Annotated in this window: 27 protein-coding genes and 1 pseudogene; 20 read left to right on the top strand and 8 right to left on the bottom strand. The window is 73.4% G+C overall.

Features of this window, described 5'->3' with window-relative positions; genetic code table 11:
- Positions 1–104 precede the first annotated feature (104 nt).
- The 8 genes from ACQ5SO_RS18740 to ACQ5SO_RS18775 all read left to right on the top strand — a co-directional run bounded on the left by ACQ5SO_RS18740 (position 105) and on the right by ACQ5SO_RS18775 (position 5,739).
- Positions 105–347: a hypothetical protein gene (locus tag ACQ5SO_RS18740; protein ID WP_430943170.1), complete on the top strand. Its 243-nt coding sequence runs from the start codon at positions 105–107 to the stop codon at positions 345–347.
- Positions 348–471: 124 nt separating this feature from the next.
- A complete protein-coding gene (locus ACQ5SO_RS18745) occupies positions 472–768 on the top strand; it encodes a DUF6968 family protein (RefSeq protein ID WP_430943171.1) in 297 nt (98 codons plus the stop codon).
- Between the two features lie 122 nt (positions 769–890).
- A complete protein-coding gene (locus ACQ5SO_RS18750; RefSeq protein ID WP_430943172.1) occupies positions 891–1,844 on the top strand; it encodes a hypothetical protein in 954 nt (317 codons plus the stop codon).
- A 118-nt stretch (positions 1,845–1,962) separates the two neighbouring features.
- A complete protein-coding gene (gene guaB / locus ACQ5SO_RS18755; RefSeq protein WP_430943173.1) occupies positions 1,963–3,417 on the top strand; it encodes an IMP dehydrogenase in 1,455 nt (484 codons plus the stop codon).
- 265 nt (positions 3,418–3,682) lie between these two features.
- Positions 3,683–4,087: a hypothetical protein gene (locus tag ACQ5SO_RS18760; protein ID WP_430943174.1), complete on the top strand. Its 405-nt coding sequence runs from the start codon at positions 3,683–3,685 to the stop codon at positions 4,085–4,087.
- A gap of 48 nt (positions 4,088–4,135) precedes the next feature.
- Positions 4,136–4,834 (top strand): HupE/UreJ family protein, encoded by a 699-nt coding sequence (locus tag ACQ5SO_RS18765; protein WP_430943175.1) that lies wholly within the window; start codon positions 4,136–4,138, stop codon positions 4,832–4,834.
- A 25-nt stretch (positions 4,835–4,859) separates the two neighbouring features.
- Positions 4,860–5,450, top strand: coding sequence for a transmembrane anchor protein (locus tag ACQ5SO_RS18770; protein WP_430943176.1), 591 nt, complete (start codon positions 4,860–4,862; stop codon positions 5,448–5,450).
- Between the two features lie 55 nt (positions 5,451–5,505).
- Positions 5,506–5,739: a DUF6488 family protein gene (locus ACQ5SO_RS18775; protein ID WP_430943177.1), complete on the top strand. Its 234-nt coding sequence runs from the start codon at positions 5,506–5,508 to the stop codon at positions 5,737–5,739.
- 31 nt (positions 5,740–5,770) lie between these two features.
- Here the strand turns inward: ACQ5SO_RS18775 and ACQ5SO_RS18780 are convergent, their stop codons facing one another.
- Together ACQ5SO_RS18780 and ACQ5SO_RS18785 are read right to left on the bottom strand one after the other, a co-directional pair.
- The gene (locus ACQ5SO_RS18780; RefSeq protein ID WP_430943196.1) at positions 5,771–6,139 is read right to left on the bottom strand and encodes a c-type cytochrome; all 369 of its coding nucleotides are present in this window, start codon (positions 6,137–6,139) and stop codon (positions 5,771–5,773) included.
- 56 nt (positions 6,140–6,195) lie between these two features.
- A pseudogene (locus ACQ5SO_RS18785) lies at positions 6,196–7,212 on the bottom strand (HAD-IC family P-type ATPase); the annotation flags it as partial.
- Positions 7,213–7,461: 249 nt separating this feature from the next.
- On the opposite strand from ACQ5SO_RS18785, the gene ACQ5SO_RS18790 reads away from it, so the two are divergent.
- The 4 genes from ACQ5SO_RS18790 to ACQ5SO_RS18805 all read left to right on the top strand — a co-directional run bounded on the left by ACQ5SO_RS18790 (position 7,462) and on the right by ACQ5SO_RS18805 (position 11,136).
- Entirely contained in the window at positions 7,462–7,815 is a 354-nt protein-coding gene (locus ACQ5SO_RS18790) for a hypothetical protein (RefSeq protein ID WP_430943178.1), read from the top strand.
- A gap of 79 nt (positions 7,816–7,894) precedes the next feature.
- Positions 7,895–8,458 (top strand): cupredoxin domain-containing protein, encoded by a 564-nt coding sequence (locus tag ACQ5SO_RS18795; protein ID WP_430943179.1) that lies wholly within the window; start codon positions 7,895–7,897, stop codon positions 8,456–8,458.
- 76 nt (positions 8,459–8,534) lie between these two features.
- A complete protein-coding gene (locus tag ACQ5SO_RS18800) occupies positions 8,535–10,463 on the top strand; it encodes a copper resistance system multicopper oxidase (protein ID WP_430943180.1) in 1,929 nt (642 codons plus the stop codon).
- The gene (locus ACQ5SO_RS18805) at positions 10,453–11,136 is read left to right on the top strand and encodes a copper resistance protein B (RefSeq protein ID WP_430943181.1); all 684 of its coding nucleotides are present in this window, start codon (positions 10,453–10,455) and stop codon (positions 11,134–11,136) included. The genes ACQ5SO_RS18800 and ACQ5SO_RS18805 overlap by 11 nt, the downstream gene beginning before the upstream one ends.
- Positions 11,137–11,168: 32 nt before the next feature.
- Here the strand turns inward: ACQ5SO_RS18805 and ACQ5SO_RS18810 are convergent, their stop codons facing one another.
- A complete protein-coding gene (locus tag ACQ5SO_RS18810; RefSeq protein WP_430943182.1) occupies positions 11,169–11,726 on the bottom strand; it encodes a manganese efflux pump MntP family protein in 558 nt (185 codons plus the stop codon).
- Between the two features lie 273 nt (positions 11,727–11,999).
- Positions 12,000–12,461: a c-type cytochrome gene (locus tag ACQ5SO_RS18815; protein WP_430943183.1), complete on the bottom strand. Its 462-nt coding sequence runs from the start codon at positions 12,459–12,461 to the stop codon at positions 12,000–12,002.
- A gap of 700 nt (positions 12,462–13,161) precedes the next feature.
- Between ACQ5SO_RS18815 and ACQ5SO_RS18820 the strand changes: the two genes are divergently transcribed.
- The 5 genes from ACQ5SO_RS18820 (at position 13,162) to ACQ5SO_RS18840 (ending at position 17,480) form a co-directional block, all read left to right on the top strand.
- Positions 13,162–13,548, top strand: a complete 387-nt coding sequence (locus ACQ5SO_RS18820; RefSeq protein WP_430943184.1) for a DUF2946 family protein — start codon at positions 13,162–13,164, stop codon at positions 13,546–13,548.
- A gap of 77 nt (positions 13,549–13,625) precedes the next feature.
- Positions 13,626–14,744, top strand: coding sequence for an ABC transporter substrate-binding protein (locus ACQ5SO_RS18825; protein WP_430943185.1), 1,119 nt, complete (start codon positions 13,626–13,628; stop codon positions 14,742–14,744).
- Positions 14,741–15,820, top strand: a complete 1,080-nt coding sequence (locus tag ACQ5SO_RS18830; RefSeq protein WP_430943186.1) for a FecCD family ABC transporter permease — start codon at positions 14,741–14,743, stop codon at positions 15,818–15,820. The genes ACQ5SO_RS18825 and ACQ5SO_RS18830 overlap by 4 nt, the downstream gene beginning before the upstream one ends.
- Positions 15,817–16,593: an ABC transporter ATP-binding protein gene (locus tag ACQ5SO_RS18835; RefSeq protein ID WP_430943187.1), complete on the top strand. Its 777-nt coding sequence runs from the start codon at positions 15,817–15,819 to the stop codon at positions 16,591–16,593. Before ACQ5SO_RS18830 ends, ACQ5SO_RS18835 begins: the two co-directional genes overlap by 4 nt.
- The gene (locus ACQ5SO_RS18840; RefSeq protein ID WP_430943188.1) at positions 16,590–17,480 is read left to right on the top strand and encodes a DMT family transporter; all 891 of its coding nucleotides are present in this window, start codon (positions 16,590–16,592) and stop codon (positions 17,478–17,480) included. The genes ACQ5SO_RS18835 and ACQ5SO_RS18840 overlap by 4 nt, the downstream gene beginning before the upstream one ends.
- Positions 17,481–17,601: 121 nt before the next feature.
- Here ACQ5SO_RS18840 and ACQ5SO_RS18845 read toward each other — a convergent pair whose 3' ends face one another.
- The 3 genes from ACQ5SO_RS18845 to ACQ5SO_RS18855 form a co-directional block, all read right to left on the bottom strand.
- Positions 17,602–17,997, bottom strand: coding sequence for an AMP-binding enzyme (locus ACQ5SO_RS18845; protein ID WP_430943189.1), 396 nt, complete (start codon positions 17,995–17,997; stop codon positions 17,602–17,604).
- Positions 17,998–18,062: 65 nt separating this feature from the next.
- Positions 18,063–19,433, bottom strand: coding sequence for an AMP-binding protein (locus tag ACQ5SO_RS18850; protein WP_430943190.1), 1,371 nt, complete (start codon positions 19,431–19,433; stop codon positions 18,063–18,065).
- Positions 19,434–19,740: 307 nt separating this feature from the next.
- Complete coding sequence (locus tag ACQ5SO_RS18855) at positions 19,741–20,406, bottom strand: TetR/AcrR family transcriptional regulator (protein WP_430943191.1); 666 nt, start codon at positions 20,404–20,406, stop codon at positions 19,741–19,743.
- A 145-nt stretch (positions 20,407–20,551) separates the two neighbouring features.
- On the opposite strand from ACQ5SO_RS18855, the gene ACQ5SO_RS18860 reads away from it, so the two are divergent.
- The 3 genes from ACQ5SO_RS18860 (at position 20,552) to ACQ5SO_RS18870 (ending at position 24,475) form a co-directional block, all read left to right on the top strand.
- Positions 20,552–22,099 (top strand): tannase/feruloyl esterase family alpha/beta hydrolase, encoded by a 1,548-nt coding sequence (locus ACQ5SO_RS18860; RefSeq protein ID WP_430943192.1) that lies wholly within the window; start codon positions 20,552–20,554, stop codon positions 22,097–22,099.
- 85 nt (positions 22,100–22,184) lie between these two features.
- Positions 22,185–23,915: a carboxylesterase/lipase family protein gene (locus ACQ5SO_RS18865; RefSeq protein ID WP_430943193.1), complete on the top strand. Its 1,731-nt coding sequence runs from the start codon at positions 22,185–22,187 to the stop codon at positions 23,913–23,915.
- An 86-nt stretch (positions 23,916–24,001) separates the two neighbouring features.
- Entirely contained in the window at positions 24,002–24,475 is a 474-nt protein-coding gene (locus tag ACQ5SO_RS18870) for a DUF1761 family protein (protein ID WP_430943194.1), read from the top strand.
- A 24-nt stretch (positions 24,476–24,499) separates the two neighbouring features.
- Here the strand turns inward: ACQ5SO_RS18870 and ACQ5SO_RS18875 are convergent, their stop codons facing one another.
- Complete coding sequence (locus ACQ5SO_RS18875) at positions 24,500–25,906, bottom strand: multicopper oxidase family protein (RefSeq protein WP_430943195.1); 1,407 nt, start codon at positions 25,904–25,906, stop codon at positions 24,500–24,502.
- Between the last annotated feature and the right edge of the window lie 128 nt (positions 25,907–26,034).

Here is a 26,034-nt window from a genome sequence, read left to right on the forward strand (position 1 = left end):
CCCCCCCCCCCCCCCCCCCCCCCCCCCCCCCCCCCCCCCCCCCCCCCCCCCCCCCCCCCCCCCCCCCCCCCCCGCCCGGCTTCGGCCAGTGCTTCTTCAACCCGGTGCAGGGCCTGCGCCTTGACCCGGAGGCGGCCGCGCGCCTCTATGGCGCCATCAGCTGGCGGCTCTGCCCCCACGCGCCGGGCCTGGCGCCGCCGACTATCCTGCGCTGGCCGCCCGGGGCGCTCTGCGGCCCAGCCCCGATCCTGCGCCATGGCCTCGAATGGTGGGGCGTCTTCGCCTGGACGCTGCATGTCCCGGCCTCGGGGCTGCTCTTCGCCGTCGTCGCGGCGGACACGGACTGACGGCCCGCCGCCGGAGACGGCGGACAAGGACGCGCCCAGGGCCGCCGAGGATCGCTGCCTGGCGGCGGGGGCGGCGTTCCAGGATCGAGACGACCATCGCGCCGCTGCCGACACGGGGATCCGTATGCAACAAGACCCATTCGTCGCCCGTCGATACTATCTGAAAGATGTGCCCGATGCGGTGGAGGTCAGGGTTCACCGCCCAGAGGCGGATGACGTTGACTACTTCTGCCGCGTTGAAATCGATGGCCTTGCTTCGCCTGTTCGAAAAAAGGCCTACGGAGTCGACGCCATGCAGGCGCTGCTGTTGGGGCTGTCCATGGCAAAGACCTGCTTGACGGCATCGTGTGAGTTCAAGCGGGGAGAAATCGGTTGGTTTGAGCCGGGAGACTCGGACTCCGGTATTGAAGCGCACTTCTAGCGAGGCGCCGCGCCACCGCGGACACGGACCAGTGCCCCCCCCGCGACCACGCCGCCCCTCGCTTTCATGCGGAAACCTGAATACGTAGGGCGGCAAATCCACCCGAGCCGCGAGTCCCCCCCATGTTCCGCACCGTCGCCGCCCGCTTTCCCATCGCCGTCTTCCCGATCCTGCTGGGCCTCATGGGCATGGGCCTCGCCCTGCGCCGGGGCGTGGCGGCGGGGGTCCCGGTCGAGGTCTCCGAGCTCTGGCTCGGCGCCGCCTCGGCCCTCCTCCTCGTCGCCTCGGTGTTCTACGCCGCGCGGCTGGCGCTGAACCCGATGGCGATCTTCCGCGACCTCGCGCCCCCGCCCGCGCGCGGGGCGGCCTCGGCCGCGGGCATGGCCTGGATGCTCTGGGGCGCGGCGCTGGGGCCGGAGGGGGGCCGCTTCGCGGTCTTCGTCTGGGCGCTGGGGCTGATGATCCACTGGGCGGCGCTGGGCGTGTCGATACGCATCCTGACCTCGGAGCAGACCCCGGCGCCGAAGCTGGTCCCCGGCCTTTACCTGGTGTTCGTCGGGCAGATCGTGGCGCCTTACGGCGGCGTCTCGCTCGGCTATGCCGGGCTGTCGCTGGCGCTGTTCGTCTCGGCGCTCCTCGCCTGGGCCGTCCTCGGCGCGCTGCTGCTGAAGACCGTGCGCAACATTCCCGCGGGGGCGCCGCACCCGTTCCGCCCGGGCCTCGCCATCCACCTCGCGCCCTTCGTGGTGGGGGCGGGGGCGGCGGCGTCCTTCGGGGCGGAGTGGTCGCAGAACGCCGTGCTGGCGCTGACCGCCCTCGGCGTGCCCGTCGCGATCTGGCTGCTGCGCCGGGCGCGCTGGATGGCCGAGGGAGGGTTCAACGCCGCCTGGGGCGCCTTCACCTTCCCCGCCGCCGCCTCGGCCGGGGCGATCACGGCCTCGGCGCAGATCCTCGGGGGCGGGACGGTCCTGAACGCCATCGCGCTGATCGCGCTCGCCGCCGGGGCCGCCGTGGTGCTGTTCGTCGCGTGGGCCGCGGTGCGCGCCCTCAAGGCGGGCAAGCTGAAGGCGAGCTGAGGGGCGGGGGCGCCGCACCCTGCGCCCCGCCCTGCCGCGGCGCCGCGAAGGGGGTTCCCTTCGCCGCCCTCCCATGCGAAAGGGACGCGCCAACCGAAGCCCTCCCAAGGAGCGACCCATGGAGATTCGCGAGGCCCTCACCTTCGACGACGTCCTTCTGGTGCCCGGCGCGTCCGAGGTCATGCCGAGCACGGCCGACACCCGCACGCGCGTGACGGACCGGATCGAGCTGAACATCCCGCTGCTCTCCGCCGCCATGGACACGGTGACCGAGGGCGACATGGCCATCGCCATGGCCCAGGCCGGCGGCATGGGCGTCATCCACCGCAACCTCGACCTCGCGATGCAGGCCTCGGAAGTGCGCCGCGTGAAGCGGTTCGAGAGCGGCACCGTCTACAACCCCATCACCCTGACCGCCGACCAGACCCTGGCCGACGCCAAGGTGCTGATGGACCGCTACAAGATCACCGGCTTCCCGGTGGTGGGCGAGGGCGGCAAGGTCGTCGGCATCGTCACCAACCGCGACATGCGCTTCGCCGAGGATGACCGCACCCCGATCCGCGCGATCATGACCTCGGACGACCTCGCGGTCCTGCGCGGCCCCGCGGACACCGAGGAAGCGCGCCAGGTGATGAAGGCGCGGCGGATCGAGAAGCTGCTGGTGGTGGATGAGAACAACCGCCTGACCGGCATGATGACCCTCAAGGACCTCGAGAAAGCCGTGCTGCACCCGATGGCGTGCAAGGACGGGCTCGGGCGGCTGCGCGTCGCCGCGGCCTCGACCGTCGGCGATGCGGGCTTCGAGCGGTCGGCGGCGCTGGTCGACGCGGGCGTGGACCTGCTGGTCATCGACACCGCCCATGGGCATTCCGCTTCGGTGGGCGAGGCGGTGCGGCGCATCAAGGCGCTGTCGAACGACGTGCAGGTGGTCGCGGGCAACGTGGCGACGGCCGAGGCGACGCGGGCGCTGATCGAGGCGGGCGCGGATTGCGTGAAGGTCGGCATCGGCCCGGGCTCGATCTGCACCACCCGCATCGTGGCGGGCGTGGGCGTGCCGCAGCTGACCGCGATCATGGATTGCGCCAAGGCGGCCGAGGACATGGGCAAGACGATCATCGCCGATGGCGGGATCAAGTTCTCGGGCGATTTGTCGAAGGCCATCGCGGCGGGCGCGCATTGCGCGATGATCGGCTCGATGCTGGCCGGCACGGACGAGGCGCCGGGCGAGCTGATCCTGTTCCAGGGCCGGTCGTTCAAGGCCTATCGCGGCATGGGGTCTGTCGGCGCCATGGCGCGCGGTTCGGCCGATCGTTACTTCCAGAAGGAAGCGGCGACGGACAAGCTGGTGCCCGAGGGGATCGAGGGCCAGGTGCCGTACAAGGGCCCGGTGGCGAACGTGCTGCACCAGCTGGTCGGGGGGCTGCGCGCCTCGATGGGCTACACGGGCCACGCCACGATCCCGTCGATGAACGGCAATTGCAACTTCGTGAAGATCACCAATGCGGGTCTGAGCGAAAGCCACGTGCACGATGTGCAGATCACGCGGGAAAGCCCGAATTATCGCATGGGCTGACGCGCCCGGATCGCTGCGGAACGGCGCCCTTCGGGGCGCCGTTTTCGTTTTGGGAAAGGTCTGGGGCGCCAGGTGGGACCGCGCCGGGCCGCCCCTCGGCGCGCGGCGGACCCGCTAAGACCTTGGGGCGGCTTGAGAGGACGGGCCGCCTCTTCATAGGATTCGGCCATCCCCCGGCGCATCGGGCCGCAGTCTCCGCGAGCGGAAGGGGGGAGACGGCCCGCGCCGGGGACCGGAAAACGGATGCCCGAGGGACGTCTGCAGCATGGCGCGATCCGCGCGCAGCATGGGACGCATCACGAGGCCCCGCCGCCAGCGGCGGCTGTCGCATGCGCTGCTGCCGCTGCTCGCCGCTGTCGCGCTGCTGCTGCAACCCTCCCCTTCCGGCGCCGAGCACCTGCCGCGCCTCGCCATGCTCCTCGCCGACCATGCGCAGAGGGTCGCAGAGCATGGCCATTCCCACGGGCTGGAGGAAGACCTCGCCCAGGGGCTGATGGCGGCCATGCACGGCCATTCCCATGACCAGGCGGATCACGACCATGGGCAGGCGGGCCTGCCGCCCGCGCCGCTCGCCGTCGCCTCCGCCGAGCCGCCCCGCCCCGAGGCCGCGGCGCCGCCCCCCGGCCGCGCCCCGCCGGTGTTGCGATGGCTCAGGCCGCCGCGCGCCTGACGCGCCGCCGCCTCCATACCCATCGACATCGGTCACGAGGAGACCTCCATGACCCCCGCCACCGCGAGCCGCGCGCTGACCGCCGCGCTCGCCCTTGCGCTGACCTGCCTCGCCGGCGCCGCGCAGGCCCACAACGTCACCCCCGGCGACGCGGGCTATATCCAGGAGATCTGGGGGTGGCGCCCGATCCCCCTCCTCTATCTCGGCGCCAAGCACATGGTGACCGGCTACGATCACATCCTGTTCCTGCTGGGCGTCGTCTTCTTCCTCTACAAGATGAAGGACGTCGCCATTTACGTGAGCCTCTTCGCCCTCGGCCATTCGTCGACCATGCTGCTCGGCGTCTGGTTCGGCTGGGGCGTGAACGCCTGTATCATCGACGCGATCATCGGGTTTTCGGTGCTCTGCAAGGCGCTCGACAACCTCGGGAAGCTCGAGGACTGGTTCGGGTTCCAGCCCGACACCAGGGCCGCGACGCTGGTCTTCGGGCTGTTCCACGGGACCGGCCTCGCGACCAAGATCCTCGACCACCAGATCGCCGAGGACGGGCTGCTGGCGAACCTGGTGTCCTTCAACATCGGGGTGGAGCTCGGCCAGATCGCCGCTCTCGCCGTCATCCTGATCGTCATGGGCTGGTGGCGGCGCAGCCCCGCATTCGGCCGCCAGGCCGCCGCCGCCAACTGGGTGATGGCCGCCATGGGCCTCGGCCTGATGGCCTTCCAGATCAATGGCTACCTCGCCTCCTGACCCCCCTCTCTCGGAGATGCAAGACATGCACGATTCCCGCCTTCCGAACCCCGCCGACCTTCCCGCCCCGGCGCAGCTGCGCCGCTCCTCCCTCCTCGCGTTGATCGGCGCCGCCGCCATCGCCGTCGGCGTGGTTCTGCCCGCCGAATACGGGATCGACCCGACCGGCGCCGGGTCCGCCCTCGGCCTGACCGAGATGGGCGAGATCAAGATGCAGCTCGCCGAAGAGGCCGAGATGGACCACCAGTCGAGCCTCCTGGAGGAGGCGTTCGGCCTGCTCGTCGGCAAGGCCCATGCCGAGGAGGCCTGGCGCGACGAGGTCAGCTTCACCCTCGTGCCCGGCGCCTCGGCCGAGTGGAAGATGGACATGAAGAAGGGCCAGGCCGCCTTCTACCGCATGAGCGTCGCGGGCGGGCGGGTGAATTATGACCTGCACGGCCATGGCGGCGCGAACTCGGCCACCTATGAGAAGGGCCGCGGCTCGGCCGGGTCCGAGGGCGGGCTGATCGCCGCCTTTGACGGCGCCCACGGCTGGTTCTTCCGCAACCGCGACGAGGAGAGCGTGACGGTGACGCTGCAGATCCGCGGCGAACACGGCGCGCTGAAAGAGGAATGAGGCGGCCCCGGCGCCGGGCTGTCCCCCCGGCGCCGATCACCTGACCCGCATCAGGGTGAACCGCGACTGGAGCCCGCTGGACCAGGGCTGGGTGGAGCTGAAGGCCGAAGAGGCGAAGATCCTCGCCGTGGTGGACGGCGATGACGTGATCGCGGTGACCAACCCGCAGGACGGGCGGGTGTTCTACATGCTGATCGCCGGGGACGGCGGGATCGTGGATGCGAATTTCACCGGCGTGTTTCCTGACGTCCGGGGCGAGACCCGGGACGGGCAGGCGGCGCCGGAATGAGCCGGCGCCGCAAGGCCGGGGCGCCTGTGGCTCAACCTCCCTGGGCCGAGACCTCGGCCTGGCGGGCCTGCTCGCGCTCGGGCCAGGTGGACTTGATGAAGGCCAGGACGTCGCGGATCTGGGCGTCGCTCATCGCGTCGGCGAAGCCGGGCATGTCGCTTTCATAGCCGCCGCCGATCACCGCCGCGGAGCCCTCCTTGACGATGCGGAACAAAAGCGCGTCGGCGTGATGCCAGGTGTGGCCGCTCGCATCATGGGGCGGGGCGGGAAGGCGGCCGTGGGGGCCCGGCGTCTTCCAGTCCGGCGCCCCGGAGAGGTCCGCGCCATGGCAGGACGCGCAATGCTCGGCATAAAGCGCCGCGCCCCGGGCGAGGCGCTCCCCATCCTCCGGGCCGCGCAAGACGAAGACGGCGGCGGCGCCGAGGGCCGCCGCCAGCCCGAGGATCGCCGCGCGCCTCACAGCTTGACCGCGCGCAGCCGCAGCGCGTTGCCGATCACCGAGACGGAGGAGAGGCTCATCGCCGCCGCCGCGACCACCGGCGACAGCAGCACGCCGAGCACCGGGAACAAGACCCCCGCCGCCAGCGGAATGCCAGCCGCGTTGCAGCAGAAGGCGAAGAACGGGTTCTGGCGGATGTTGCGCATGGTCGCCTCGGCCAGGCGCCGGGCGCGCAGGATGCCCGAGAGGTCCCCCTTCACCAGCGTGACCCCGGCGCTTTCCACCGCGACGTCCGCGCCCGCGCCCATGGCGACGCCCACATCCGCCGCGGCGAGCGCGGGCGCGTCGTTCACCCCGTCGCCCGCCATGGCGACCGAGAGGCCCTCGGCCCGCAGGTCGTCGACCAGCTTCCGCTTGTCCTCGGGCGACATGCCTGCATGGACCTCGTCGATGTTCAGCTCCCGCGCCACGGCCTGGGCGGTCCCTTCCGCGTCGCCGGTGGCCATGATGATGCGCAGGCCGCTGTCGTGGAGGGCGCGGATCGCGCCCGGCGTTTCGTCCTTGATCGGGTCGGCGACCGCGATCAGCCCGGCGATGCGGCCCTCCGCGGCCAGGAACATCGCCGTGCGGCCCTCGGCCTGCAGCGCCTCGGCGCGGTCCGAAAGCGCGCCGGGATCGACCCCGAGATCGGCCATCAGCGCGGCGTTGCCGAGCGCGACCGCGCGCCCCTCCACCGCCGCTTTCACGCCCTTTCCGGCGGTCGCCTCGAAGCCCTCGGCGTCCTTCTTCGGCGCCTCGCGCGCCTCGGCCCCCGCCACGATCGCGGCGGCGAGCGGATGCTCCGACCCGCGCTCCAGCGCCGCGGCCAGCGCCAGCGCCCCGGCCTCGTCCATGCCCTCTGCAGGCTCGACCCCGGTCAGCTCCGGCTTGCCGCGGGTCAGGGCGCCGGTCTTGTCCACGATCAGCGCATCGACCGTTGAGAACCGCTCCAGCGCCTCGGCGTCCCGGATCGGCGCCCCGGCCGAGGCGCCGCGGCGCAGGGTGCGGGGGCGGAGACGCGGTGGACCTCCATCCCGCAGACGGGGTCGCGGGTCGGGGCAGGGGCGGCGTGGTGCGGATGGGCGGGATCGTGGGCGGACATGGTGGAGCCTTCCGGTTTCAGTTCGGATCGCTCCGGGACCAGATAGGCTTCCAGCAGGGGGAAGGTCAAATCGGGCGCGCCCTCACGGCTTCGTCTGTTGTCAAACCCGTGAGGACGCGCCATTTTCGATCCCATGCGCGTGATGTCCCGCCTTTTCGCAGCCTGCCTCGTCCTGCTCGCCCTCTGGTGCGCGGGCATGGGCGAGCATGGCCTCGGCGCCCTGGCGCAGCCGGGCGGGGCGGCGCAGATGCCGGCCCATGCCATGCATGCCGAGGACCATCACGCCCCGGCCGTCCCGGCCGATGCGGATCACGCCGCCGACGCCCATGCCGCGGCCCCCTGCGCGACCATGTCGGGCCATTGCCTCGACGGCGTGGCCGGGCCGCAGGGGCCCGCCATGCGCCTCGCGCCGGTTCCGCTCAGCTACGCCCTCGCCGCGGCCCCCGCGCCGGAGGGTCTCGCCCCCGAGGCGCTGATCCCGCCGCCGCGCGCCTGATCCATCACCACGGCTTCATCCCGCGCCCGGCCGCCCCGGCCGCGCGCAGCCACGTGACAGATCAGACGAGACCCCACAGATGAAAACCAACGCTTCGCGCGCCCTCGCCGCCGCGCTGACCCTTGCCGTCGCCCTTCCCGCCGCCGCCATCGCCCAGAGCCATGGGGACCACGGCGCCGGTCACGGCGCCGGCCATGGCGCCATGATCGGCGCCCCCGGCAAGACAGCCGACCGCACGATCGAAATCGTGATGCACGACAATTACTACGAGCCCGAGACCATCGCGGTGAAACCGGGCGAGACCATCCGCTTCCGCATCCGCAACGCGGGCGAATTCGTGCATGAGTTCAACATCGGGACCCCCGAGATGCATGAAGGCCACGCGGGCGAGATGCAGATGATGGTCGACCACGGCGTGCTGATGCCCGACCGCATCGACCATGCCGCCGCGAAGGCCATGCAGGCCTCGATGGGCCACGGCATGCATGACGCGCCGAACAGCGCCCTGATCGAGCCGGGCAAGACCGCCGAGATCACCTGGACCTTCCCGGACCACATGGAAGGGCTGATCGAGTTCGCCTGCAACGTGCCCGGCCATTACGGCGCCGGCATGGTGGGCGAGTTCGAAGCCGGACATCACTGATCCCCGAGATAGTGACGACCAGCCGCCCCGCGGGCGCGCCCGCGGGGCCCTGCATGTTCTCACCAGGACCCATGACATGACCCATTCCACCGCATCGCGCCTCGCCGCGGCGGGGCTGGCGGCGCTGCTCTCCGCCGCTCCCGCGCTGGCGGGCGAGTATTCCGTCTCCATCGATCCGATCACCGTGAAGACGGCCGATTTCTCCCGCTCCGGCGTCGGCTTCAACGCCTCCGCCACCCCCACCACCCTGCGCTTCCAGGAAGGCGAGGACGTGGTGATCCACGTCACCAACAACCTCTCCGAGGAAAGCTCGATCCACTGGCACGGGCTGATCCTGCCCTACCAGCAGGACGGGGTTCCGGGGATCTCCTATAACGGCATCGCGCCGGGGGAGACCTTCACCTACCGCTTCCCCATCGTGCAGGCGGGGACCTACTGGTTCCATTCCCATTCCGGCTTCCAGGAGCCGGACGGGGCCTACGGCGCCATCGTGATCGAACCGAAGGGGCGCGAGCCCTACCGCTATGACCGCGAATACGTGGTGCAGGTGGCCGACGCCCATCCGCATCGCGGCGACCGGATCTTCCGCAACCTCAAGGCCAGCCCGGATTACTACAACCGCTCCCAGCGCACGCTGCTCGACTTCTTCGCGGACGCCGCCGAGGACGGCGCGGGCGCGGCCCTGTCGGACCGGGGCGCCTGGGGCGACATGCGGATGATGCCCACCGACATCGAGGACCTGCAGGGGTTCACCCCGGTGCTCAACGGCATGGACACGGCGGCCAACTGGACCGGGCTGTTCGAGCGGGGCGACCGGATCCGGCTGCGGCTGATCAACTCCAGCGCCATGACCTATTTCGACGTGCGCATCCCGGGGCTGAAGATGACCGTGGTCGCCGCCGACGGGAACGACGTCGCCCCGGTGACGGTGGACGAGCTGCGCATCGCGGTGGCCGAGACCTATGACGTCATCGTCCGCCCGCGCAAGGACCAGGCCTACCCGGTGATCTTCGAGAGCATGGGCCGCACCGCGATGGTGCGCGGCACGCTCGCCCCGCGCGAAGGCATGGTCGCCGAAGTCCCCGAGATGCGGGAGAAGCCGCTGCTGACCATGGCGGACATGGGCATGGCCCATGGCGATCACGGTGGGCATGGCGGCATGGACCATGGCGGCGGCCACGGCGCCATGCAGCACGAGATGCCGGACGGGACCATGATGGACGGCGCCGCGCATGAGGGGATGGATCATGGAGGCGCCCACGGCGCGATGACCCACGAGATGCCCGACGGCTCGGTGATGGAGGGCATGGCGCATGGAGACGCCCATGGCGGCATGCAGCACGAAATGCCCGACGGAACCATGATGGACGGCGCGTCCCACGCGGGCATGGACCATTCCGCCATGGGGCACGGCATGGACCGCTCGGCCATGGGCCACGGCGCGGCGGCGGCCGACCCCTGGTACGCCCCCGGCTCGGGCCTGACCCCCTCGGCGGCCAATGGCGGCAAGTTCCTGAGCTATTCCGACCTCAAGGCCCGCGCGCCGCTCTATCCCGACCGCGAGGCGACGCGGGAGATCGAGCTGCGCCTGACCGGGAACATGGAGCGGTACTCCTGGTCCATCAACGGCGTGAAATACGCCGACGCGGACCCGATCGTCCTGCAATACGGCGAGCGGGTGCGGTTCAAGTTCGTCAACGAGACGATGATGACCCACCCGATGCACCTGCACGGCATGTGGTCGATCCTGGATACGGATTCCGGCGAGCTCGACCCCATCAAGCACGTCGTCTCCGTCGCCCCCGGGACCACGGTGTTCATGGAGACCGAGGTCGACGCGCCGGGCCAGTGGGCGTTCCACTGCCACCTCTCCTACCACGCCGACAGCGGCATGTTCCGCAAGGTAGTGGTCGAGGGCGGGCCCGCATCGACGGGGGCCGCGCAGGCCGCCCTGCCGATGACCCATGACCATGAAGCGAAGGGGGCCGACGCCCATGCGCACTGAACTCCTGGCCGCCATGGCGGCGGCGTCCCTCGCCGCCCCCGCCATGGCCGAACCGCTGGTCTGGTCGCTCCAGGTCGAACAGCTCGAACACCGCTGGGGCGCGGATGAGAACCTCCTCGCCTGGGACGGCGATTTCGTCATCGGCAAGGACGAGCTGAAGCTGATGCTCCGCTCCGAGGCCGAGTATTCGCTGACCCATGACGCCTTCGAGACCTTCGACAACCAGGCCCGCCTGATGACCCCGATCTCGGACTTCTGGGATGCGGGCGGGGGCGTGATGCTGTCGACCCCGGAGGGCGAGACCCGGGTCTACGCCGTCGCCGCGCTCCACGGCCTTGCGCCGCAATGGATCGAAGTGGATCTCGAGGCCTATCTCTCCGACAAGCCGTTCCTGCGGGCGGAGCTCGACTACGAGGGGCTGATCACCCAGCGGCTGATCCTGACCCCCTCGGTCGAGGTCACGCTGCCGCTGGCCGACGACGACGGCATCGGCGCCGTCGGCTTCGGCCCGGTGGTCGAACTGGGCGCGCGGCTCTCCTACGACGTGGTGGACCGGCTGTTGTCTCCTTACGTCGGCGTCCATTACGAGCAGCGCCTCGGCGAGGCGGCGGCGCGGGCGGGCGGCGACAGCGGCGCCGTGTTCTTCGTCGCGGGGGCGAAGATCCTGTTCTGATCGCGGAAAAGGGGGGCTGCGGCCCCCCTTTCTCATCCGGCCGCGAGATGCTCGACGAGGATCGAGGTCCCGAGGGCGCAGAGCGCGAGGCCGCCGAAACTCTCGGCGATCCGTCCGAACCGGGTCCCGAGGAACCGGCCCGCCAGCATCCCCGCCGAGCTCATCGCCATGGTCGCGGCCCCGATGGCGGCGGCGACGACGAGGATGTTCACCTCCCAGAACGCCAGCGACACCCCGACCGCCATAGCGTCGACCGAGGTCCCGATCGCGGTCGCCAGGACCGCGCGGACCGACGTCTCCCGCGGGGTCTCGCCGTCCTCGCGCGTCCAGGCCTGGAGGACCATCCGCACGCCCACGAGGGTCAGCAGCCCGAAGGCGATCCAGTGATCGACCGCGGCGACATGGCGGGCGGCGACCACGCCCGCGGCCCAGCCGACCAGGGGCGTGACCGCCTCGACCGCGCCGAAGATCGCGCCGGTGCGCAGCGCGGCGGGCAGGCTTGGCCGCGCCGCCGCCCCCTTGCCGAGCGCGGCGACGAAGGCGTCCATGGACATCGAAAGCGCCAGCGCACCGATGGAGAGCGGGGTCATGGGCGGGTCCTAGGCGGCCGGGCGCGAGGGGGGGGCGCCTGCGCCGCTACCTGGTGCAGGCGGTTGGTAAAATCAATTGATTCAGTGACTTGCGGTTGCGTTTCATTCGCAGGACGCGCCCTGCGCGCCGGTCCCCCTGGGCCTTCGACGCCGCCGCGCGCCCGCCCGCGGAACGGGCGGGCGCGTGGCGGCGCCTGCGATTCCCCGCTCTGCCGGCGGCGTGCCGCGCGGAAAGGGGGGGCGGGGCCGGGACGCGCCCGGCCCCGCGCGCGCTCATTTCTTCACGCGGTAAGCTTCGTGGCAGGACTTGCAGGTTCCGGCCAGCCGTCCGAACTCGGCCGTCGGCGGCTCGGCGCCCGCCGACGCCGCCTCCAGCGCCTCGGCCGCGTCCTTCAACTCGGCCGCCAGCGCGTCGAACCTGGCCCGGTCGGTCCAGATCGCGGGCGAGGCCTCGGAGACGCCGCCGCCCGAACCCTCGGGGAACAGCCTCGTCAGCGCCGCGCCGCCATGGGAGGCGATGGTCGCGGCCGCCGCCTGCGCCGCCTCCGGGTCCCAGGCGGTCTTGCCCTGGATCATCGGGCCGACGGTCTTCATGGCGGCGGCGACGTCCTTCATCGCCTCCATGCGTTCCAGGACGATGCCCGATGCGCCGCCATGGGCGAGCGCGCCGCCGATGCCGGAGGACAGGGCGATGAGCGCGGCGGCGAAGGCCGCGCGAGGGAGTTTGGTGGTCATGATGTCGAGAATCCGTATTCCGGTTGGTCGTCAGGAAGCTGCGGCCGGGGGGCGTCCCGCGGCCGGATGGTTCAGACGGCGGAGCGGATGGGCGGCGGCACGCCCGGCCGCGGCGCGGCCAGCGGGCGGCCGGGCCCGGGCGCGGCGGCCTCGTCCTGCGCGGCCCGGCGCAGCGGCGCCGCGGGCGGAAGCTGCGTGAGCCCGAGCGGCGCGCAATGGGCGCCCGCCTGCGCGTGACAGCAGTCGTCCGCCTGCGCTGCCGCACCCTTTCCTGCGCCGTCCTGCGCCGCGCCATGGGACGCGGGATGCGCCGCCGGATGCGCCGCGGCATGGACGCGACGCTTTCCATGCGCGGCCCCCGCCCGCGGCGCATCGGGGCGGATCCCCGCCGCATCTTCGAACGCGCCGGGCCGGGGCGGCGCGAGGACGGCGCGACCTCGCCGCCTTGCCGCGGGCGATGGCGGCCCCCCCCCGGCCGGGGCGCCGGACGCATGGGCCCCTTCCGCGCCGCCGCCGCCGACCCGTCGCGAACGCCGGGAGCGATCATCGCTCCCGGCATTGGCTTGTCCGGCCCATGGACCGCTGCGGCCCCGTCTCCGGCGCGCCGACGCCCGGGATGCGGCCCCGCGCGGCGTTGACTTCGCCGCCGCCGCCTGCGATCCCTTTCACATTCGCAATCCGTAGATCTCCGCCGCGACCCATGCACCTGCGCTCACGCACCTTCTGGCGACGCATCGGGCTGATCCTTCCAGCCCTCGCCTGGCTCGTGGTGCAGTTCGCCATGGCCGGCGGCGTGCAGGCGGCCTCGTCCTCGGGCGTGGCGGTCGAGATCTGTTCCGGCCTGAGCGTCGAGACGATCCTCGTCGATCCCGAAACCGGCCTGCCGGTCGACCCCGAGACCGCGCAGGACGAGGGCTGCGACTGGTGCCGCAGCTTCGGCAATGCGGTGGTCGCGCCCCCGCGCCTCGGCCTCGACTGGCGCCAGGTCGCCTTCACCGCCTCGCGCCGGATCCTGCCCGCCGAGACGCCGCGCCACCCGCTGCGGCTGGTGGGCGAGATCCGCAGCCGGGCGCCCCCGATCCTCTGAATTCGCACTCCGCCGATGCCCGGACCTTCCGCCCGCGCGGAAGGCCGGGCCCCCATGCGATTTCAAAGGACCGGACCATGTTCCTCTCCCCCCTTCGCGGCCTCGCCGCGGCGGCCGCTCTGGCTGCGCTTTCCGCCCCCGCCCTCGCCGAAATGACCGTCACCGACACGATCGGCCGCGAGGTGACCGTCCCCGACGCCGCCAGCCGCATCGTGCTCGGCTTCTATTACGAGGACTTCATGGCCGTGGCCGGACCCGGCGGGTTCGACCGGGTCGCCGCCCTTTCCCGCGCGCCGTGGGAAGGCTGGCGGAGCCTTCAGTGGGCCACCTATGTCGAGGCGATGCCGCAGATCGCGGCGCTGCCCGACGTGGGCCACACCAGCGACGGGACCTTCTCGCTCGAAGCCGTGCTGGCGGCGGCGCCCGATCTCGTGCTTCTCGCCGCCTGGCAATACGAGGCGCTGGGCGAGGTTGCGGACCGGATCGAGGACGCGGGCGTCCCGGTCGTCGTGCTGAACTACAACGCCCAGACGGTCGAGAAACATGTCGAGAGCACGCAGCTGCTCGGCCGCATCCTCGGGCAGGAGGACCGCGCGGCGCGGCTGGCGGCGGAGTACGAGGCCGCCGTCTCGGACGTGCTCTCGCGCCTGAAGGACATCCCCGAGACCGCCCGCAAGCGGGTCTATGTCGAGCTCGGCCGCAAGGGCGCCGAGGTCCATGACAACTCCTATTCCGGGACCCAGTGGGGCGCGGTGCTGGACCAGCTCGGCGCCGACAACATCGCGAACGGCCAGATCGAGAGCTGGGGGCCGCTCAGCGCCGAATACGTGCTGAGCCGCGACCCGCAGGCGATCCTGTTCGCGGGCTCCGGCTGGACCGGGCAGGACCAGGCGATCCTGATGGGGCCGGGGGTGGACCCCGCGCTCACCCATGCGCGGATGCGGCCCTATCTCACCCGTCCGGGCTGGGACGGCCTCGAGGCGGTGAAGACCGGGGACGTGTTCGCCGTCTACCATGGCGGCAACCGCACGCTTTACGACTACGCCTTCCTGCAGTTCCTGGCCAAGGCGCTGCACCCCGAGGTCTACGGCGATCTCGACCCGCAGGGGACGCTGGACAGGTTCTTCGAGACCTGGATGCCGGTGAAATTCGACGGGACCTATTTCACCCGGCTCCCCTCGGGCGAGACCGGATGAGCGGGCGCGCATCGGCGGGGGCGGCTTCGGCCGTCCCCGGCCCGCCGCGGTCCGGCGCCTGGCAGGCGCTGGCGCGGCGGCGCTTCGCCTGGCTGGTCTCGGCGGCGGCGGTGTTCGCCGCGCTCGCGCTGGCCGACATCGCCACCGGGCCGTCGATGCTGGGGCCGGGCGAGGTGCTGCGGGCGATCTTCGCGCCCGGGGGCGTCCCGGCCATGACCCGGGTCATCGTCCACGACATCCGCCTGCCGGTCGCCTGCATGGCGGCGCTGGTGGGGATGGCGCTGGGGATGGCGGGGGTGCACATGCAGACCATCCTCGGCAACCCGCTGGCGAGTCCCTACACCCTCGGCTTCTCCGCCGCCGCGGGGCTTGGCGCGGCGCTGGTGATCCTGACCGGCGCGGCGCTTCCGGCCGCGCCCTGGCTGACCATCCCGCTCGCCGCCTTCGGGATGTGCCTGGCGGCGGGCGGGATCGTCTGGGCCTTCGCCCGGATGCGCGGGATGAGCCCCGAGATCATGGTGCTGGCGGGCATCGCCACGCTGTTCCTGTTCCAGGCGGCGCAGTCGCTGGTGCAATACGTCGCCGCGCCCGAGGTGCTGCAGGCCATCGTGTTCTGGCTCTTCGGTTCGCTGATGCGGGCGAGCTGGGACAACGTGCCCATCGTCGCCGCCGTCACCCTGCTGGCGACGCTCGCGGTCCTGCCGGACCTGTGGCGGCTGACCGCGCTGCGGCTGGGCGAGGCGCGGGCGGCGGCCATCGGCGTGGACGTGCCGCGGCTGCGGCTCAAGGTCTTCGCCGTGGTGGCGCTGCTGACCGCGGGGGCGGTGGCCTTCGTCGGCACCATCGGCTTCGTCGGCCTCGTCGCCCCCCACGTGGCGCGCATGTGCGTGGGCGAGGACCAGCGCCTGCTGCTGCCCATGGCGGCGCTGACGGGGGGGATCATCATGCTCGGCGCCTCGACGGTCTCCAAGCTGGTCTCGCCCGGCGCGGTGATCCCCATCGGCATCGTCACGGCGGTGATCGGGGTCCCGTTCCTGTTCCTTCTGATCCTGCGCGGCGGCCGGAGACACTGGTGACCCTTACCCTGCAAGACCTCTCCGCCGGGTACGGGCGGATCCCGGTGATCCGCAACGTGTCCGAGACCTGGCCCGCGGGCGCGCTGACCGCGCTGATCGGCTGCAACGGCGCGGGCAAGTCCACGCTGCTGCGGGCGGTCGCGGGGCTGGCGCCCGCCACCGGACGGGTGACGCTGGACGGGGTGGACGCGCCGCCCGCCGCAAGGGCCGAGGCCGTCGCCTACATGCCCCAGGACACCGGCGCGGCCTCGTCGCTCACGGTGCTGGAAGTGGTGCTGCTGGGACGCCTGCGCAGCCTCGGGCTGCGGCTGCCGCCCGAGGCGGTCGGGGCGGGCCTCGAGGCGCTGGAGGATTTCGGCCTCGCGCATCTCGCGGCCGCCCGGATCGACGAGATCAGCGGCGGGCAGCGCCAGCTCGTGTTCCTGGCGCAGGCGCTGCTGCGCGCCCCGCGCGCGCTGCTGCTGGACGAGCCGACGGCGGCGCTCGACCTGCGCCACCAGCTGCTGGTGCTGGAGCGGCTGCGGGACCTCGCCGCCCGCTCCGGCACGGTGGTGGTGATGGCGGTGCATGACCTGAACCTCGCGGCGCAGTTCGCGGACCGGATCTGCGCGCTGCACGCGGGCGGGATCTGCGCGGCGGGCAGGCCCGGGGCGGTGCTGACCCCCGGGCGGCTGCGCGAGATGTACGGGATCGAGGCCGAGGTGCGCCGCGGCGCGGGGGGCCTGCAGGTCATCCCCCTGCGCGCGGCGGATCCGCGGGGCGCGGCGGCATGAGCGCGGACCTCTCGGGCATCGCGCTCAGGATCGGGGCGGCGGGGTTCTTCACCCTGATGGCGGTCTCGGTGAAGATGCTGGCGGGGGAGGTCCCGCTCGGCCAGGTCGTGTTCTTCCGCAGCGCCCTGGCGCTGGTCCCGCTGGTGTTGTTCCTCGGCGCGACGGGGGATTTCCCGCGCGGGCTGCGCACGCGGCGCCCCCTCGGGCACGCGCTGCGCTGCGCGCTCGGCTGCGCGGCCATGTTCGCCTCCTTCGCGGCGCTGCGATTCCTGCCGCTGGCCGATGCGGCGGTGCTGGGCTATCTCGCGCCGCTGCTCTCGGTGCTGCTGGCCCGGGCGCTGCTGGGAGAGGCGGTGAGCCGCGCGCGCTGGGTCGCGGTCGGGCTGAGCCTCGGGGGCGTGCTGTCGCTGCTGGCGCCGCAGCTCGGCGGCGCTGCGCCGGACGGGGCGTACCTGGTCGGGGTGGGGCTGGGGCTGGCGGCGGCGCTGCTGACGGCGGGGGCGAAGATCCAGATCCGCGCGCTGGCGATGACCGAGAACGCGGGGGCGATCGCCTTGTATTTCGCGCTGACCTGCGCGGCGGCGGGCCTCGCGACGGCGCCCTTCGGCTGGGTCGCGCCGGATCCCGTTCAGCTGTCCTGGCTGGTCTGCGCGGGGGCGTCGGGCGGGATCGCGCATGTCATGATGACCCTCGCGATGCAGCGCAGCGAGGTCTCGCGGCTCGCGCCGGTCGAATACCTGTCGCTGGTCTTCGCCGCGCTGGCCGATGCGCTGGCCTTCGGCGCGCGGCCCGACCCGGCCTTCTTTGGCGCCGCGTCCTGCATCGTCGCCGCGACCGTGATCGCCGTGGCGGAGGGGCGCGGCCCTCGCCGGGCGCGGGCGGGGTGATCGCCCGCGTCGGGGCGGCCCGGGCGGGCCGCCCGCTTGCACGCTGCAGGCCCCGGGCGAAGAGGCCCCGTGCGAAGGGGCGCCGGGCGAAGGGGGCGCCGGGCGGCGCCCCCTTCGCGTTTCATCCCTCGGGGTGGACCGAGTGGGCGATGGGCATCCCGGCCAGCGCCTCGCGCAGGCGGGGGGCGTCGGCGGCGGGGGCGTGGACCGTCGTCTCCAGCGTCTCCGAGACCTCGGTGCGCGCCGCGACCCCCAGCGCCCCGGCCGCGTCGGCCACGGCCCAGCGGATCGCCTCGGCCCGCAGGGTCGGCTTGAAGATCTTGCCGATCGGCGTCAGCGGCATCGCCTCGCGCAGGCCGATGCGCTTTGGGACCGCCGCGGGGTCCTCGATCCGCGGGCGCAGCCAGTCGATCAGCGCCGCCTCCTCCGGCGCCGCGCCCCCCTTCGCGGTGATGAAGGCGACCGGAAGCTCGCCCGCATAGGCGTCGGGCATGCCAACCGCGGCGGCGTCGAGCACCTACGGATGCGCCAGCAGGGCGTCCTCGATCATCTGCGGGTCGATATTGTGGGCGCCGCGGATGATCACGTCCTTCTTGCGCCCGGTGATGTAGAGCCGCCCGTCTTCGTCGAGCCGCCCGAGATCGCCCGAGACCAGCCAGCCGCCCGGCAGGAACGTCCCCGCGTTGCGCGCCGGGTCGGAATAGCCGTCCGCCACGTTCGGCCCGCGCTGCGCGATGATCCCCGTCTCCCCGGGCGGGAGAGGCCTGGCCGGGTCCGCCTCTCCCCCGTCTCGCCGAGGATGGCGATCTCGGTGAAGGGCAGGGGCAGGCCGCAGGAATTGGGCAGGCGCGGCCCGTGCACCGGCTCCACCGCCATGGCCCCGGCGCTTTCGGTCATCCCGAGGATGTTGCGCACCGGCGCGCCGATGGCCGCCTCGGCGGCGTCGGCGAGCTCGGTCGGCAGCGGCGAGCCGCCGGTCAGGATCCAGCGCCGCGAGGAGATGTCGGCCTTGATCGGGATGCCCTTGATGGCGGCGAGCACGGTCGGCACGGCGCAGATGGCGGTGGCGCGATGGCGCTCGACCTGGCCCCAGATGTCCGACACGAAGGCGGCGTTGCGCATCCCCAGCCGCCCCGGGACCACCAGCGAGCCCCCGGCGGACAGCACCGAGAGGCCGCAGACGAAGGCCCCGGCGACGTGGAACAGGGGGAAGCCGTTCACCATCACCGTCTCGGGCGAGAAGTCGTGCATCAACGCGCAGGAGCGGGCGACGTGCGCCTCGTTCCCGCGCAGGTGGCGCACCAGCTTGGGCGCGCCGGTGGTGCCGCCGGTGTGGTAATAGGCGGCGAGGGTCTCGGGGCCGCCTTCGGGGTCGATATCGGGGCCCATGTCGGGGCCGGGCGCGGCGACCAGCTCCTCGAAGATGCCGTCGGCGCCGGGGCTCCCGGCCCCCGGATCGGCGTCGCAGGCGAAGATCGGCAGCGCGATCCCCTCGGCCCTGAGGGCGGGGAGAAGGGCGGACCAGTAATCCAGCTCCGCGTTCCCCCCGGTCATCACCACGCAGGCGGCGTCCGCGGCGCGGATCAGGGCGGCGACGTGATCGGGTTTCAGCATCGGGTTGATCGGGCAGGCCGCCCCGGCGAGCTGCGCGCCCCAGAGCGCGGCCTGCCCCGAGATGCTGTGCTGGGTCAGCAGCGCGACCGACCGGCCGGGGACCACGCCATGGGCGCGGAACAGGCGGGCGGCGCCCATGATGCGGTCGCGCAGCTGGGCGAAGGTCACGACCTCGTCCCGCGCGGGGTCCGTCGCGTCATGCAGGTAGCGGATGGCGGGCGCGTCCGGGCGCTCGCGCGCCTGGCGGGACAGCATCTCCCACGGGGAGCGGTCGGGGAACACGGCGTCATAGCCCTGCGCCTCGAGCGCCGCGAGATCGGCGCGCGTGCTGATGGTCATTCCTGGTTTCCTCCCGGTCGGGCGGCCGGTCTTCGCGCCGGTCGTCCCCGGGGGAAGGATGCAGGCGGCGGCGGCGCGCAAGCGGACGGGGCCCGGGGGCGGCCCCGCACGCGGCGGGAGGCGGATGATGGGCGGAAGGGGGAGGCGCCCGTCGCGCGGCCCTGCGCCTGCATCTCTCCGCCGCCGTTGGAACAGGGCGCCCGGGAGCAGGGCGACGGGGGCGGGGCGCCGGGGAGCAGGGCGACGGGGGCGGGGCGGAAGGCGGCCGGGGCGACGGGGGCGGCGCCCCGGGGCGGGGCGGGCGCGCTCAGCGCGTCGCGGGCGCGCCCGGCCCCGCGTCGCCCAGCCCCGACAGGATCAGCCGCGCCGCGGCTGGAAAGGTCTGGGCGAAGCCCTGCCGCTCCAGCATCGGGCGCAGGTCGTCGGGGGCGGCGACGGCGTCGCGGCGGGCGGCCACGTCGAACTGCGCCGCGCCCTGCATGGTCAGCATCAGCGCCGCGCTCGCCTCCCAGGCCCGCGCGTCGTCCGCGCCGGTCGCCCGGGCGATGACCGCCGCGGCCCGCAGGCCCATGTCGCGCATCCGCCGCTTGGCGTCGAACAGCGCCGCATCCTCCAGCGCCGGCTCGATCACCGTGGTCAGCCGCGCCAGCAGCGGCACGAACAGCGGCGCCTCCAGCGGCGCGCGCCCCATCGCCGCGATCAGCGTCGCCCGGTCCCGCGCGTCGGCCTCGATCCGGGCCGTCACCTGCTCCAGCGCCTCGAGGAACAGGGACAGGAACAGCTCCTCCTTCGCGCGGACATAGAGATAGAGCGCGCCCTTCGACAGCCCCGCCTCGGCGGCGACGCCGGCCATGGTCACGGCGTCGAACCCGTCCCGCTCCACCAGGCGGCGGGCGGCGGAGAGGATCGCCGCGCGGCGGCCGGCCTTCTCGGCCTGCGAGCGGGCGCGCTTTCTTTCATGCGGCAGGGTCATGAGTGTGATGCTCCGGGGCGGACAATGCGGATGTTTCCTTGCTGACCGCCGGTCATTAAATAGCTGACCGGGGTTCAGTTGCAAGCCGCGAGGTCCGGCGGGGCAGGGCGCGCCGCCCCCGTGCCCGAACCGGGGAGAAGACCGCATGAAGACCGAGACCATGTCCCGCGCCGCCGCGCTGTTCGCCGCGACGGCGCTGGGCGCCCTTCCCGCCGCGGCCGCGGAGTGCGCCGACCTCGCCGCCCTGTCCCTGCGCGGCGTCGACATCGCGGCCGCCGCGGCGCAGCCCGCCGGGATGCTGCCCCCCGACCCGATGAGCGGCATGACCGGCGCCGCTCCGCGCGGGGTCGAGGCGCCGGCGCATTGCCTTGTCGAGGGCAGGATCAACGACCGGACCGGCGCGGACGGCAAGCGCTACGGCATCCGCTTCCAGGCGCGCCTGCCCGATGACTGGAGCGGCAGGTTCCTGTTCCAGGGCGGCGGCGCGATGGACGGGTTCATCGCCCCCGCCGTCGGCATGGTCCCCAGCACCGGCGCCACCGCCACGCCCGCCCTGGTCCGCGGCTATGCCGTCGTGTCGATGGATGGCGGGCACGAGGGGCTCGACGCCTCCTTCGCCTTCGACCAGCAGGCGCGGCTCGACCTCGCCTACAACGCCATCGGAGAGGTCACGGACGTCGCCAGGGCGCTGATCGCCGCGCGCTATGACGCCGAGCCGTCCGAGTCCTACTTCATGGGCTGCTCGAACGGCGGGCGCGAGGCGATGATCGCAGCCCAGCGCTATCCGACCGCGTTCGACGGCGTGGTGGCGGGCAACCCCGGCTTCCGCCTGACCCGCGCCGCGCTGGCCGAGAACTGGGACGTCGCGGCGCTGATGGCGGTCGCCCCCGGCGGCGCGCTGCACGAGGCGCTGAGCCAGGCCGATCTCGACGCCGTGGCCGGAGAGGTGATCCGGCAGTGCGACGCCGCCGACGGGCTCGAGGACGGGATCGTCGCCAGGCCCTGCGATTTCGACCCGGCGGGCCTTTCGGGCAAGCTGGCGGAGGACAGGCTCGCCGCGCTCCTGAAGGTGATGAACGGGGCCATGGGCGCGGACGGCCCGATCTATGCCGACTGGCCCTGGGATCCGGGTCTCGCCGCGCCGGGCTGGCGCGCCTGGAAGCTGGGGACGCCCGAGCGCCCGGCGCTGAACCTGCTGATCGGGCAGGCGGCGACCAGCCAGGTGTTCATGACCCCGCCGCGGGCGGCGCTGCCCCAGCCGCTCGATTTCGACGCGCTGGCGGCGAATGTCGCCTCGGTCGCGGGGTATGTCGATGCGGATGAGCCGTGGATGTCCAGCTTCACCGCCCGCGGCGGCAAGATGGTGATCTTCCACGGCGCCGCCGACCCGGTGTTCTCGGCCCATGACATCGCGGCCTGGACCGAGGAGGCGCAGGCCCTCGCCCCGGACGCGGTGCGCCTGTTCATGGTCCCCGGCATGACCCATTGCGGCGGCGGCGCGGCGTTCGAGGATTTCGACCCGCTGACCCTGCTCGAGGAATGGCGCGCGACCGGCGAGGCGCCGGAGGCGATGATCGCCCGCGCGCCGTCCATGCCGGGGCGCGAGATGCCGATCTGCGCGCATCCGAGCTTCGCCGCCTACCAGGGCGGCGACCCGGACGCGGCCGACAGCTTCGCCTGCGTGAAGCCCTGAGCCGCAGCGGGCCGCCCCTCCCCCTCCCCCTCCCCCCCCTCGCGGCGGGGGGCGGCCCGCCCCCCTCATGCCAAGGCCCCCCGCGATGACCCACTCCCCCGACCCTTCCGGCCTCGACCGGCGCGCCGTGCTGAGCGCCGGCGGCGCCGCGCTGCTCGTCTCGGGGTTGCCTCCCGTCGCCCGCGTGGCGGCGTCGCCCGGCCCGGGCGTCGCCACGGGCCTCGTCACGGGCCCTGCCGCCGGCCCCGCCCCGGTGGTCGCCACCGCGTCGGGCAAGGTGCAGGGCGCGGCCGGGGACGGCGTGGCCCGCTTCCTCGGCATTCCCTACGCGCAGCCGATCTCGGGCGCGCGCCGCTTCGCGCCCCTGGCGGCGCCCTCACCCTGGGACGGGATCTTCGCCGCCGACCGCCATGCCGACCTCGCCCCCCAGGGGCCGGAGCCGGTCGAGGGCTCGCCCGTCACCCCCGCCTTCGCGCCCCCCGAGGGGGTGGAGGCGGGCGAGGACTGCCTCGCGCTCAACATCTGGACGCCGGCGGCGGCGCTCGGCGGGGCGGAGCGGCTGCCGGTCATGGTCTGGCTCCATGGCGGCGGCTGGCAGAGCGGCTCCGGCTCCTGCGCGATCCATGACGGGACCCGGCTGGCGTCGCGCGGGGACGTGGTGGCGGTGACGCTGAACCACCGGCTCGGGGCGCATGGCCTGACCGATTTCTCGCGCGTGCTCGGCGGCGACTGGGCGCAAAGCGCGAACCCGTCGGTCAAGGACATGATCGCGGCGCTCGAATGGGTGCGGGACAACATCGCCGCCTTCGGGGGGGATCCCGACTGCGTGACGATCTTCGGCGAGAGCGGCGGCGGCTGGAAGGTGAACACGCTGCTCGCCTCCCCGGCGGCCGAGGGGCTGTTCCACCGCGCGGTGGTGCAGAGCGGGCCGCTGACCCGGTTCCTGGCGCCGGATGCGGCGGACGCGGTCGCGCGGAGGATGCTGGACGCGCTGGGGATCGACCCCGCCGCGCCGGGAGCGCTGCATGACGTGACCATGGGGCAGGTGCTGGCGGCCGAGGCCGAGGTGATGAAGGCCTTCCCGCTGATGGGCGGCGTGCCGGGGATGCCGCGCGGCTTCTGGCCGGTGCTGGAGGCGGGGCTGCTGCCGACTCACGCCTGGGACCCGGAAGCCGCCCCCCCGGCCCGGACCGTGCCGCTGATGGTCGGCCAGACGGGAACCGAGATGTCGCTGTTCATGGCGGCGGACCAGGCGGCCTGGACGCTGGACGAAGCCGGTCTCGCGGCGCGGGTCGAGGGGCTGGTCGGGCCGGGGGACGGGGCCTGGATCCTCGCGGCCTACGGCGCCGACTTCCCCGCCTACGGGCCCTCGGCCCTGTGGTTCCGCATCCTGTCGGATTTCATGATGGGGGCGCTGAGCGCCGGGATCCTGGACGCCCATGCCGCCGCCGGGGGCGCGCCGACCTGGGCCTATCGCTTCGAGTGGATGACGCCGATCGCGGATGGAACGCTCTGGTCGCCGCACACGATCGAGATCCCCTTCGTGTTCGACAACGTGGCGACCGGGGCGGGCCGGATCATGACCGGCGGCGGCGCCGGGGCCGAGGCGCTGGCCGAGCAGGTCTCCGAGGCCTGGGTGCAGTTCGCCAGGACCGGCCGCCCCGCCGCGCCCGGCCTGCCGGACTGGCCCGAATACCGGGCGGATGACGCGGCGGCGATGCATCTCGACAGCGCCTCGGCGGTGCGGCCGTACATGGACGGCCGCGCCGCGGGGCTGTTCCAGCGCATGATCCGCGACCGCGCGGGCCTGGACTGAGGGCGTCGCGCCGGGCGCAGGCGGGGCCGCCTGCGCCCGGCGCGGCGGACCTGGTGGGAAACGGACCTGGTGGAAAGGAGAGGGCGATGACCGTCTGGAACGTGCTTGCAGCGACGGGGGCGAGCTGGCTCGCCGGGCTGCTGTGGTATCGCGCCTTCGCCGCGAAGCGGGGCCGGGCGACGGCGGCGTCTGAGGCGACGGCGACGGCGGCGGCCGCGGCCGCGGGCGCGGAAGCCGGGGCAGGGACCGGGGCAGGGGCGGTGACCGGGGCAGGGACCGGGGGCGCCGCGGCGGCGACGCCCCTGCGCCTCGGCCTCGCCGCCGCCGGGGTCCTGTTCCTGGTCGCCGGGTTCCTGCGGCACATCTTCCACGTCTCGGGCCTGACCTCGAATGTCGGGCTGGGCCTGGTCGCGGGGCTGGGCGTGGGCCTGTTCTTCATCCTGCCCGCGCTGTGGCTGCTGGGGCTGGCCGAGGGCCGCCCGGCGCGGCTCGCGCTGATCGACGGCGGCTTTGCCGGCGTCGCCACCGCGCTGATGGGGGCGCTGCTGGTCGCTTTCTGAGCGGGGGGAGCGCGGCCCGGCCCGTCAGCCCACCCGCAGCCAGGTCATCATTCCCCCGGCGGAATGGTCGAGCATGTGGCAATGCAGCAGCCAGTCGCCCGGATTGTCGGCGACGAAGACGATCCGCGCCGTCTCGCCCCGATCCACCAGCAGCGTGTCGCGCAGCGGCCCCAGCCCGGCCGCGCCGAGCGCCTTGCGGAAATGGTGCCCGTGCAGGTGCATCGCGTGGGGGAAGGCGGTCTCGTTGCGGATCGCGATCTCGACCGTCTCGCCGGTCCGCGCCGTCAGCAGCGGCGCGTCGGGCATGTCCACCTGCCCGTTGAACGCCCAGACCTTCCCCTCCTGCGCCAGCGCGCGCAGCGGCCGCGCGGCGCCGCCCATCCGGGCCGTCTGCATCCGGCCCATCGCCCCGCCTTCCATCAAGAGCTCGGCCTTGCGCGCCGCGCCGCGGTCCCCGGGCGCCGGGACCGGGTTCGGCGGCAGCGGGGCGGGCGCCCCGGCCCGCCGCGCCCGCTGCGCCGGGCCGACCGCGAGCGTCGCCACCGCGTAGCCGCCGTCGCGTTCGAGGCTGACCAGGAACGCCTCCTCGCCCGCCGCCGCGGTCACGTCGACCACCAGGTCGACCCGCTGCGCCGGGGCCAGCGCCAGCCGCGACAGCGGCGCGGGGGCGGCCAGCGGCATCCCGTCCAGCGCCACCACCCAGCCCTCCAGCCCCTGCACGGCGAGCGAGAAGATCCGCGCGTTGGCGGCGTTGACCAGCCGCAGCCGCAGCCGGTCGCCGCTGGCCGCCGCGCCGGTCCACGCGCCGGTTCCGTTCACGGTGATCCAGTTGCCGTACCGCCCGGCATGGGCGCGGTCATGCAGGTTGTCGAAATCCTCGACCAGCTGCGCCTCCGGCCCCAGCCGCCAGTCGTCGAGCAGCAGCACGTGGTCGGCGTCGACATCCGGGCCCTCGGCCTCCTGGACGACCAGCGCGCCGGCAAGGCCGCGATCGGCTTGCTCATAGGCGCGCGAATGCGGGTGGTACCAATAGGTTCCGGCATCCTTCAGCGCGAAATCGTACAGGAACGCGTCCCCCGGCCGCACCGGGTCCTGGGTCATCCCCGGCACGCCGTCCATGGCGTTGGGCAGGCGCAGCCCGTGCCAGTGGATCGTGCTCGGCTCGGGCAGGGCGTTGACGAAGCGGCGGGCCAGGCGGTCGCCCTGCCGGGCGCGCAGCACCGGGCCGGGGACGCGGCCGTCATAGGCCCAGACCGCGGTCGGGGGCGCCTCGGCCGGCGCCAGCTGCGCCGTCGCGGGGCGCGCGGTCAGGGTCGGGACGGGCGCGGCCGCGGCGTCCGGTGCGTCGGCGCCCCCCGCGCCCGCGCGCCCGGGCCGCAGCAGCGCCGCGGCGGCCAGCCCCGCCAGGGCCTCGCGTCGGGTGAAAGACATGCCGCGCTCCTTCCTGCCGCGCCCCGATCCTGTCGCCGGGGCCGTCCGCCAGCCTAGGACGCGGACTCATATCCCGGCAATCCAAATGCGGATGGATGCGAGCTTCAGGGCTGCGAGATAGTTGTCCG

Origin of the sequence: Rhodovulum sp. DZ06, from assembly GCF_050586345.1 — a bacterium.
Lineage (GTDB): Bacteria > Pseudomonadota > Alphaproteobacteria > Rhodobacterales > Rhodobacteraceae > JBOCEF01.

Excerpts from the sequence above, each read along its gene's own strand:
- ACQ5SO_RS18770 (WP_430943176.1), top strand. The coding sequence starts at position 4,860 with ATGCACGATTCCCGCCTTCCGAACCCCGCCGACCTTCCCGCCCCGGCG.
- ACQ5SO_RS18750 (WP_430943172.1), top strand. The coding sequence starts at position 891 with ATGTTCCGCACCGTCGCCGCCCGCTTTCCCATCGCCGTCTTCCCGATC.
- ACQ5SO_RS18870 (WP_430943194.1), top strand. The coding sequence starts at position 24,002 with ATGACCGTCTGGAACGTGCTTGCAGCGACGGGGGCGAGCTGGCTCGCC.
- ACQ5SO_RS18810 (WP_430943182.1), bottom strand. The coding sequence starts at position 11,726 with ATGACCCCGCTCTCCATCGGTGCGCTGGCGCTTTCGATGTCCATGGAC.
- ACQ5SO_RS18765 (WP_430943175.1), top strand. The coding sequence starts at position 4,136 with ATGACCCCCGCCACCGCGAGCCGCGCGCTGACCGCCGCGCTCGCCCTT.
- ACQ5SO_RS18815 (WP_430943183.1), bottom strand. The coding sequence starts at position 12,461 with ATGACCACCAAACTCCCTCGCGCGGCCTTCGCCGCCGCGCTCATCGCC.
- ACQ5SO_RS18825 (WP_430943185.1), top strand. The coding sequence starts at position 13,626 with ATGTTCCTCTCCCCCCTTCGCGGCCTCGCCGCGGCGGCCGCTCTGGCT.
- ACQ5SO_RS18840 (WP_430943188.1), top strand. The coding sequence starts at position 16,590 with ATGAGCGCGGACCTCTCGGGCATCGCGCTCAGGATCGGGGCGGCGGGG.
- ACQ5SO_RS18860 (WP_430943192.1), top strand. The coding sequence starts at position 20,552 with ATGAAGACCGAGACCATGTCCCGCGCCGCCGCGCTGTTCGCCGCGACG.
- ACQ5SO_RS18850 (WP_430943190.1), bottom strand. The coding sequence starts at position 19,433 with ATGACCATCAGCACGCGCGCCGATCTCGCGGCGCTCGAGGCGCAGGGC.
- guaB (WP_430943173.1), top strand. The coding sequence starts at position 1,963 with ATGGAGATTCGCGAGGCCCTCACCTTCGACGACGTCCTTCTGGTGCCC.
- ACQ5SO_RS18805 (WP_430943181.1), top strand. The coding sequence starts at position 10,453 with ATGCGCACTGAACTCCTGGCCGCCATGGCGGCGGCGTCCCTCGCCGCC.
- ACQ5SO_RS18820 (WP_430943184.1), top strand. The coding sequence starts at position 13,162 with ATGCACCTGCGCTCACGCACCTTCTGGCGACGCATCGGGCTGATCCTT.
- ACQ5SO_RS18790 (WP_430943178.1), top strand. The coding sequence starts at position 7,462 with ATGTCCCGCCTTTTCGCAGCCTGCCTCGTCCTGCTCGCCCTCTGGTGC.
- ACQ5SO_RS18800 (WP_430943180.1), top strand. The coding sequence starts at position 8,535 with ATGACCCATTCCACCGCATCGCGCCTCGCCGCGGCGGGGCTGGCGGCG.
- ACQ5SO_RS18760 (WP_430943174.1), top strand. The coding sequence starts at position 3,683 with ATGGCGCGATCCGCGCGCAGCATGGGACGCATCACGAGGCCCCGCCGC.
- ACQ5SO_RS18795 (WP_430943179.1), top strand. The coding sequence starts at position 7,895 with ATGAAAACCAACGCTTCGCGCGCCCTCGCCGCCGCGCTGACCCTTGCC.
- ACQ5SO_RS18875 (WP_430943195.1), bottom strand. The coding sequence starts at position 25,906 with ATGTCTTTCACCCGACGCGAGGCCCTGGCGGGGCTGGCCGCCGCGGCG.
- ACQ5SO_RS18855 (WP_430943191.1), bottom strand. The coding sequence starts at position 20,406 with ATGACCCTGCCGCATGAAAGAAAGCGCGCCCGCTCGCAGGCCGAGAAG.
- ACQ5SO_RS18830 (WP_430943186.1), top strand. The coding sequence starts at position 14,741 with ATGAGCGGGCGCGCATCGGCGGGGGCGGCTTCGGCCGTCCCCGGCCCG.
- ACQ5SO_RS18865 (WP_430943193.1), top strand. The coding sequence starts at position 22,185 with ATGACCCACTCCCCCGACCCTTCCGGCCTCGACCGGCGCGCCGTGCTG.
- ACQ5SO_RS18745 (WP_430943171.1), top strand. The coding sequence starts at position 472 with ATGCAACAAGACCCATTCGTCGCCCGTCGATACTATCTGAAAGATGTG.